Below are 8119 nucleotides of genomic sequence, written 5' to 3'. Positions count from 1 at the left end.
CTCTGGAGCCGACTCCGGAGCTGATGTCGGAGCCGGCTCGGCAGGATCCGCGGAGGAATCCTCGGGGGCTGCCTCCGCCGTCGTGCTCTCGTCCGTGGTGTCTTCGGCCACCGGCTCGAAGCCCTCGCGGTAGACCGAGGTCTCCGCCTCCGGATGGCGGACCCCCTGGACGATGACGATCGCCAGGCCCACCGCGATGGCGGCGAAGGAGGCCCAGATATTGGCCGGGATGCCCAGGAACACGTCCGAGGTCGGGTCGATCCGGATGGCCTCGAGCCAGCTGCGGCCCAGGCCGTACCAGATGAGGTAGAGGCCCAGTGCGCGGCCCCAGCGGGCACGCATCCGCCGCTCGAGCCACAGGATCACGGCGACGCCGATGAGGTTCCAGATGATCTCGTACAGGAACAATGGGTGGAACAGGGTGCCGATGGCTGCGTCGGCGGGGAAGTTCGGGTTCGAGGACTCGATCTCCAGACCCCAGGGCAGTGTGGTCGGCAGGCCGAAGAGTTCGTGGTTGAACCAGTTGCCCAACCGGCCGATCGCCTGGGCCACGAGCATGGCCGGGGCCACCGCGTCGGCGAAGGACAGGAAACGGACCCCGGCCCGCCGGCAGCCGATGAACACGCCGAGCGCACCACCGAGCAGCGAACCGTAGAGAGCGTTGCCGCCGTCCCAGATCTTGATGATGTCCCAGGGGTCGGCACCGGGGTAGAAGTAGTCGCTGATATGCGTGAACACATGGTAGAAACGGGCGCCGACCAGCCCCAGCGGCACACACCACAGCACGACGTCGAGGACGACCTCGGGATTGCCTCCCCGTCGTTTCAGGCGGCGCTGGGTGATCACGATGGCGGCGGCGATGCCGGCCAGGATGCACAGGGCATAGGTGTGGATCGTCAACGGCCCCAGGTTCAGCTGGGACAGGGCGGGATCGGGGCTGGGCAAGCTCGCGGGAAGGTACATCAGGACCCTACATGTCAGGGGGCGTGGTCACGTCCGATCATGTCATTCTTTGGGGCGGGTCGTTGAATATCCGGGCCCCAGGTCACCGCGCGCCTCGGAATAGTCGGCCCTTCGGGGCCGTTGTCGCCCCTATGAAGGTCATTGGAGTCACAGAATTCGGAGGGCCGGAAGCCCTCGCCATCCACGAGGTCCCCGAGCCCCATGCCGGCCCGGGCCAGGTACGAATCAAGGTCCGTGCCACCGCCGTCAGCCCCACGGACACCTCGATCCGCACCGGCGCCAACGCGGCGGTCACCGAGGCGAAGGAGCCCCCGTACGTGCCGGGCATGGATGCCGCGGGCGTCATCGACGAGGTCGGGGACGGGGCAGGCTTCGCCCTCGGCGACGAGGTCATGGCCATGGCCGTCCCCGATGGCGAACACGGAGGCGCCTACGTCTCCTACCTGGTGGCCGACGCCGATTCGGTGGCCGGGATCCCCGCCGGAACCACCCTCGAGGCAGCCTCCACGTTGCCGATGAACGGGTTGACGGCGATGCAGGCACTGCGGCGGCTGGACCTGCAGCCCGGGCAGGTCCTGGCGGTCACCGGGGCCGCAGGAACCTTGGGCGGCTACACGATCCAGTTGGCCACACAGGCCGGGTTGACGGTGGTGGCCGATTTCGCGCCCCAAGACCGGGAACTGGTCGAGGACCTCGGAGCCGATCAGCTGGTCCCGCGCGGTGCGGACGTCGCCCAGCAGATCCGCGGACTCCACCCCGAGGGAGTCGACGGTCTGCTCGACGCCGCGGTCCAGCACGAGGTGGCGCTGCCGGCCGTCAAGGACGGGGGCGGTTTCGCCACCGTGCGCGGCTTCAACGGTCCCACCGAACGTGGCATCACCATCCACCAGGTCTTCGTCCCCGCCGACTACCACTCGGACGGGAAGCTCGACGAGCTACGCCGGCTCGTCGACGCCGGCCAGCTGAGCCTGCGGGTCGCCGACGTCCTGCCGGCCGACCGTGCCGCCGAAGCGCACCGCCGGCTCGAAGCCGGCGGGGTCCGTGGACGGCTGGTGCTGGTCTTCGACTGATCGGTGTCCGGCACGGCCCGGCCCGTTCGGTCCCGGGCCCGCGGCACCACCGGGCACAATGGGTGGGTGACTTCCCCGCCCCCCGGCGCCGACCGGCCCTTCGACCTGGAAACCCTCGGAGCAGGGCTGGTCTTCGCCGCCTCGCTGCCCGCCCTCGAGGACGCCCTGGCCGCAAACGCCCCGGCCGGCACCGCCGTCGTCCAGGCGCCGCCGGGGACCGGCAAGACCACCCTGGTGCCACCCCTGGTGGCGAATCTGGCCGGCCGGGTGATCGTCACCCAGCCCCGCCGGGTCGCCGCCCGCGCCGCGGCACGACGCCTGGCCCAGCTCGACGGCAGCCGGGTCGGGGACCGGGTCGGATACACGGTCCGCGGCGAACACCACGCCGGGCCCGCCACCCGGGTCGAATTCGTGACCCCGGGGATCCTGTTGCGTCGGCTCCTGGCCGATCCCGGGCTGGAGGGTATCGGCGCCGTCATCATCGACGAGGTCCACGAGCGGGCCCTGGACACCGATCTGCTGCTGGGCCTGCTCGCCGAGGTCCACGAACTGCGCGGCGATCTGACCTTCCTGGCCATGTCGGCGACCCTGGACGCCCCCCGTTTTGCCGCCCTGTTGTCCACGGCCGACGGCGAAGGCCCGGCCCCGGTGATCGACTGCCCCTCGGCACTGCACCGGTTGGAGACCCGCTGGGAACCGGCCGCGGTGGCCCGGCTGGATGACCGCGGGGTCACGCGGGCCTTCCTGGATCATGTGGCCACCACCGCCGCGACCGCCCACCACAGCGCGCTGGTCGCCGACCCCGCCGTCGACGCGCTGGTCTTCGTCCCCGGGGCCTGGGAAGTCGCCCAGGTGGCCGGGGCACTACGCCGCCGGGTCGGCGCGGGCGTCGAAGTGCTGGAACTGCACGGGCAGATCGACAGTGCCAGCCAGGACCGGGCCGTGAAGGGCCGGGACGCGGGGGACCCGCCACGCGTGGTCGTCTCCACGTCGCTGGCCGAATCCTCGCTGACCGTCCCCGGCGTGAGGCTGGTGATCGACTCCGGGCTCGCCCGTGAACCCCGCCGCGATGCCACCCGCGGCATGACCGGCCTGGTCACGGTCTCGGCCTCCCGGGCCTCGGCCGATCAGCGAGCCGGTCGCGCCGCACGGCAGGGACCGGGAACCGTGGTGCGCTGTTACGACCAGAAGACCTTCGGCGCCGCCCCGGGGCATCCGACCCCGGAAATCGCCGTCGCCGAACTGACCGGCGCGGCCCTGACCCTGGCCTGCTGGGGCGCCCCCGGTGGCAGGGGACTGAAACTGCCGCAGGAACCGCCACGGACCACCCTGGCCGACGCGCTGGCCGTGCTGACCGAACTCGGGGCCATCGACGTGAACGGGCTGGCCACCGGGCTGGGCCGGACCCTCTCGGGCATCCCCGCCGAACCGCGCCTCGCCCGGGCGCTGATCGACGGGACCGCCTGGCAGCAGGCGGCAGCTCCCGGTCACCAAGCCGGGACGAACCGCAAGGCAGCGGCCCGTTCCGTCGCCGAGATCGTGGCCATGGTCGCCGGTGAGGCCCGCGCCCCGGGAGCCGATCTGACCCGGCTGCTGGCGGCCCTGCGCTCCGGGTCCGACCCCGCGAGCCGGAGTTGGAAACGCGAGACCACCCGGCTGGAGGCCATCCTGGCCCGCACCTGGGCGCCCGCGGCCCCCGCCGCTGCCACCGCCGAGGCCTCGCGGCCCGGTGCCCCCGCGGAGGCAGGACTCATCGTCGCCCTGGCCTACCCCGACCGGATCGCCCGCAGGGTCGAATCAGGGGCGGGCCAGAGCTACCTGTTGGCCTCGGGCACCCGCGCCGGACTGCCTGCCGGGTCCTCGCTGGCAGGGCAGCCGTGGTTGGCCGTCGCCGAGGTCTCCCGCGGGGCGGGTCGGGCCGCCGCCGGAACCGGGGCCGTCATCCGCTCCGCGGCACCGTTGGATGCCGAGACGGCCGAAGCCGCCGCCGGACATCTGCTGACCGACCGGGTCCACGCCCGGTTCGAATCGGGTCGGGTCCTGGCCCGGAGGGAACGCCGGCTGGGGTCCATCGTCCTGGGCACGACGCCGGTCCGCGCCTCCGTGGAAGAGGCGGCCGCGGCCGTCGCCACCGCCCTGGAAACCGGTGGGCTGGACATCATCGGTTTCTCCGCCCGAGCCGATGGGCTGCGCCGCCGGATGGCCTTGCTGCACCGAGAACTCGGCGCCCCGTGGCCCGATGTCAGCGAGAGCGCCCTGCTGGGCCGGTTGGATGACTGGTTGGGCCCCGAACTCCAGGCGTTGGCCGCCGGGGCCGGCGTGAAGTCGGTCGATCTGGCCGAACCGTTGCGCCGGCTCCTGCCCTGGCCGCAGGCCTCGCGCTTCGCCGACCTGGCTCCGGAACGGTTGCTGGTTCCCAGTGGATCCAAGGTGCGGATCGACTACCCGGCGATCGGTGACGAGCAGGCCCGCCCCGTCGTCGCGGTGAAATTGCAGGAATGCTTCGGGTGGGCCGCCACCCCCCGGCTGGTCGACGAGCGGGTGCCGGTGTTGTTCCATCTATTGTCCCCGCGCGGCAGCGCCCTGGCGGTGACCGACGACCTGGCCTCGTTCTGGTCGGGCCCCTACGCGCAGGTCAGGGCGGAGATGCGCGGGAAGTACCCCAAGCATCCGTGGCCCGAGGACCCGTGGTCTTCCACGGCCACCGCCAAGACGAAACGGCGGTTGACCGAAGGTGGTTCAGGCGCGGCAAAAAAATAATTCAAGATCTTTCCAATCCGGACACGCGCAGGGTTCCGAATGTGTTGTGCGACACCACCAGAAGGTGTTGTGAATCATGAACGCATCACGAACACCGGTTTCCGCCGCTTCAGACGGGGGCCACCGATGGAAGGAAAAGATCATGAAGAAGAACCTCCAACTACTGGCCGTGCCGGCAATGGCGCTGGGTATGGTCGCGTTCTCCGCGGCAGGGGCCCAGGCAGCGGATTCCTACTCGGCCCAGCTGACCGAACAAAACGGCAGCGGGGCCTCCGGATCCGCTTCGATCACCCTGGACGGGAACATGGCCACGGTCTCGGAGAAGGTCAGTGGCCTGGCCAAGTCCTTCGACGGCGACCCGTACCCGCACGTCCAGCACGTCCACGTGACCGTGAACGACACGGGCAAGTGCCCGACCATCGCCAACGACAAGAACGGCGACGGCGTGGTCAGCACCCCCGAGGGCGGCTCCGCCTACGGCGAGGTGGCCACCACGTTGTCCACCAAGGGAGACACCAGTGCCAAGGCGGCCACCGACCTGGAAGTCGCCGGCATGGGTGACAGCTTCACCTATGAGCGCACCTTCGAAATGAACCAGAAGACGATCGACGGGATCAAGAACGGCCAGGCCTCCGTCGTCGTGCACGGACTCGACCCGGCCACCCTGGGCGCAGACGCCCAGGAGGCCAAGTCACCACTGGTTCCCGAACTGCCGTTGGCAGCCACCGCGCCCGCACTGTGCGGGACGTTGACGGCCGGGCAGATGGACATGCCTCAGGGCAACCCTGAAACCGGTGGTGGCAGCACCGCCGGCATGGACGCCTCCACGATGGCCCTGGGTGGCGGCCTGGTTCTGGCAGCTGCCGGCGCCGGTGTCTTCATGGTCCGCCGTCGTCAGGCAGACCAGAACTAGGAAAGGCACCCCCGGAGAAGAAAAGGACTGGAACCGATGAAGCACGCACGGAAAAACCCACGCAACGGCCGCGGTCGTCGCATCACCGCGATAGCGGTGACCGCAACGGTCGGCCTCGTCTGAGCAGTCCTGATCGGAGTCGGCGCGCGGGGGGAAGCACCACCGCCCTCGCCGCCGGCCTCCGAGGCCATCGCGGACACGCCCAGCGCGCCCCCCACCACCTCGCCACCGCCGACGGCCATGCCGTCGGCCACCCCGACCAAGACCACCACCGAGTCATCGTCGAAGGCCCCGAAACCGAAACCCAAGCCCAAGCAGACCCAGGCTCCGGCTCCGAAGCCGCTGAAGCGTTCGCAGCCGGTCCGCCTGCAGATCCCGGCCATCGACGTCGATACCGATCTGCTCAACGTCGGCCTCAAGGCCGATGGAACCATCGGGGTCCCCCCGTTGGACCCGGACGCACCGGCCGGTTGGTATAAGCGCGGCCCCTCACCGGGTGAACAAGGCCCCGCCGTGCTGCTGGGGCATGTCACTGCCACCAAGGACGAAGGCCCGGCGGTGTTCTTCAAGCTCGGGGACCTGCGCAAGAAGGACGAGATCTCGGTGACCCGCGCCGACGGCAAGGTCGCCGTCTTCAAGGTCACCCAGATCATCCAGACCAAGAAGGACGCCTTCTCCAGCGCGGGGACCTACGCCAATACCGACGATGCCGAGCTGCGGGTGATCACCTGCGGGGGACCGTTCGACAAGGCCACCCTGCGGCATGAGGACAACATCGTCGTCCACGCCAAACTCGTCTCCACGCATCCGGTCTAGAGCCGGGAATCCGCCCCGGCGGAGGTGGAAGACCGCATGACTCCCGTCCCGTGCCAAACCTTGGGGGGTGGCACGGGGCGGGTCTACGGTGGGGGCATGAAAAGTCAGGAAATCCAGCTCACGGCCCTGCCCGACTCCACCGTCACCGCAGCGGACTTCGGGGTCTTCGACGCCGAGACGCCCGACCCCGGACCGGGGCAGGTCCTTGTGGCCATCCGCCGCCTGGGCCTGAATGCCGGGCTGGCCTCACGGATCGGCAGCGAAGGCACGGCCTACGGCCCGGGCATCGGGGTGGGGGACACCCCCGCCAGCGACGCAGTCGTCGAGGTCATCGAATCGGCCAGCGAGGCGTTCGCCGTCGGGGATCTGGCCGTGGGAAAGGTCCACTGGCGCAGCATCGAGGTCTGCGAGGCCGGGGAACTGCGCCGGATCGGCGCCGAAGCCGAGGACCTGGCCTTGGAGGACCACCTCACGATCCTGGGGCATGTGGGCTTCACCGCCTATACCGGGATGATCCATGTCGCCCGGGTCCAGCCGGGGGAGGACGTCTATGTCACGGGCGCCGGCGGCGGGGTGGGAAGCTGCGCCGTACAGTTCGCCAAGGCCCGCGGGGCCCGGGTGATCGGCTGCGCCGGCTCGGCGGAGAAGGTCGAACTGATCACCGGCACGCTGGGGGCCGACGCCGCCGTGAACCGGCATGATGGCGAAGCCCTGGACCTGCTGCGGCAGGCCGCGCCCGAGGGGATCGACCTCTACTATGACAATGTCGGCGGCGACCAACTCGAAGCCGCCCTGGAGATGCTCCGCCACGGCGGCCGCGTGGTGATCTGCGGGGCGGTGGCGAAGGGCACCGGGTCGGGGGCACCCCGGAACTACACCCGGCTGATCTACGGGGAACTGACCATGCGCGGCTTCACCGTCACCGAACACGAGGACCTGCGCCCCCAGTTCGAGGCCGAGGTCGGCCAATGGGTGCGCGAGGGCACGGTCCGCGGGATCCACACCGGATTCACCGGGATTGAGAGTCTGCCGCGGGCCTTCGAATCGCTGCTGGCCGGAACGAGCGAGGGCCGGGTCATCGTCTCGATGGATGAAGCCGGACTCAGTTAGAAGGCCCGTTCGCGGTCCACCGAGCGGGGGCGTCGGGCGTTTTCCTTGCGCAGGGCCAGCGCTGCGGCCGGCTGCAGAAGCAGTGCGAGCAGCGCGAATAAGGCACCCAGCAGGGCCACGTTCAGGGTGACGGGGTGATCGAACGCCGAATAGAACCTGATGAGCAGGAGGACCACTAGGGGCACCAGGGCGAAGAGGGCGCCGCCGGGGTGGGCGAGGATCCAGCGTGGGCTCACGGCGCCGGCGACGGAAATCCCGGCCGAGAAGGCCACGAACAGACCCAGCAGGCCCGACCACATGTTTTGGTTGCTGTGGAAGAACTCACGACCTGCTTCGCTGCCCACGACCGTGAAAGCACCCACGATGGCCACGACCGCCGTCACCAGCAAGAGCAGCCGAATGATGATCAGAACGACGCGCATGATTCCTCCCCTGGGAACGGAGCTGACGTTCCTTCCAATGTAGGCCGGTGCCCTGCCCCCAGCAA

The 8119-nt window shown here is 70.0% G+C and carries 7 protein-coding genes; 5 read left to right on the top strand and 2 right to left on the bottom strand.

The features are described from left to right. The coding region (gene lgt, locus ACT3UE_RS06815) for a prolipoprotein diacylglyceryl transferase (protein WP_444566468.1) at positions 1-963 on the bottom strand (963 nt) is incomplete at its 3' end. Between the two features lie 131 nt (positions 964-1094). Here lgt and ACT3UE_RS06810 point away from each other — a divergent pair. From ACT3UE_RS06810 to ACT3UE_RS06790, 5 genes are all read left to right on the top strand, one after another. Beyond that, a complete protein-coding gene (locus ACT3UE_RS06810; RefSeq protein WP_444566467.1) occupies positions 1095-2033 on the top strand; it encodes an NADP-dependent oxidoreductase in 939 nt (312 codons plus the stop codon). 66 nt (positions 2034-2099) lie between these two features. After that, positions 2100-4793 (top strand): ATP-dependent helicase HrpB, encoded by a 2694-nt coding sequence (gene hrpB, locus ACT3UE_RS06805; RefSeq protein ID WP_444566466.1) that lies wholly within the window; start codon positions 2100-2102, stop codon positions 4791-4793. A gap of 142 nt (positions 4794-4935) precedes the next feature. Then, on the top strand, positions 4936-5706 hold the full coding sequence (locus ACT3UE_RS06800; protein ID WP_444554947.1) for a hypothetical protein: 771 nt from the start codon (positions 4936-4938) through the stop codon (positions 5704-5706). A 240-nt stretch (positions 5707-5946) separates the two neighbouring features. Beyond that, positions 5947-6522, top strand: coding sequence for a class F sortase (locus tag ACT3UE_RS06795; protein WP_444566465.1), 576 nt, complete (start codon positions 5947-5949; stop codon positions 6520-6522). 96 nt (positions 6523-6618) lie between these two features. Beyond that, the gene (locus ACT3UE_RS06790) at positions 6619-7632 is read left to right on the top strand and encodes a zinc-binding dehydrogenase (RefSeq protein WP_444554949.1); all 1014 of its coding nucleotides are present in this window, start codon (positions 6619-6621) and stop codon (positions 7630-7632) included. On the opposite strand, the gene ACT3UE_RS06785 is transcribed toward ACT3UE_RS06790, so the two are convergent. Next, entirely contained in the window at positions 7629-8054 is a 426-nt protein-coding gene (locus ACT3UE_RS06785; RefSeq protein WP_444554950.1) for a hypothetical protein, read from the bottom strand. The genes ACT3UE_RS06790 and ACT3UE_RS06785 overlap by 4 nt on opposite strands. Between the last annotated feature and the right edge of the window lie 65 nt (positions 8055-8119).

Origin of the sequence: Arthrobacter sp. 179 (assembly GCF_052379645.1) — a bacterium.
Classification (GTDB): domain Bacteria; phylum Actinomycetota; class Actinomycetes; order Actinomycetales; family Micrococcaceae; genus Arthrobacter_H.
This window is presented reverse-complemented; position numbering and strand designations above follow the sequence as displayed.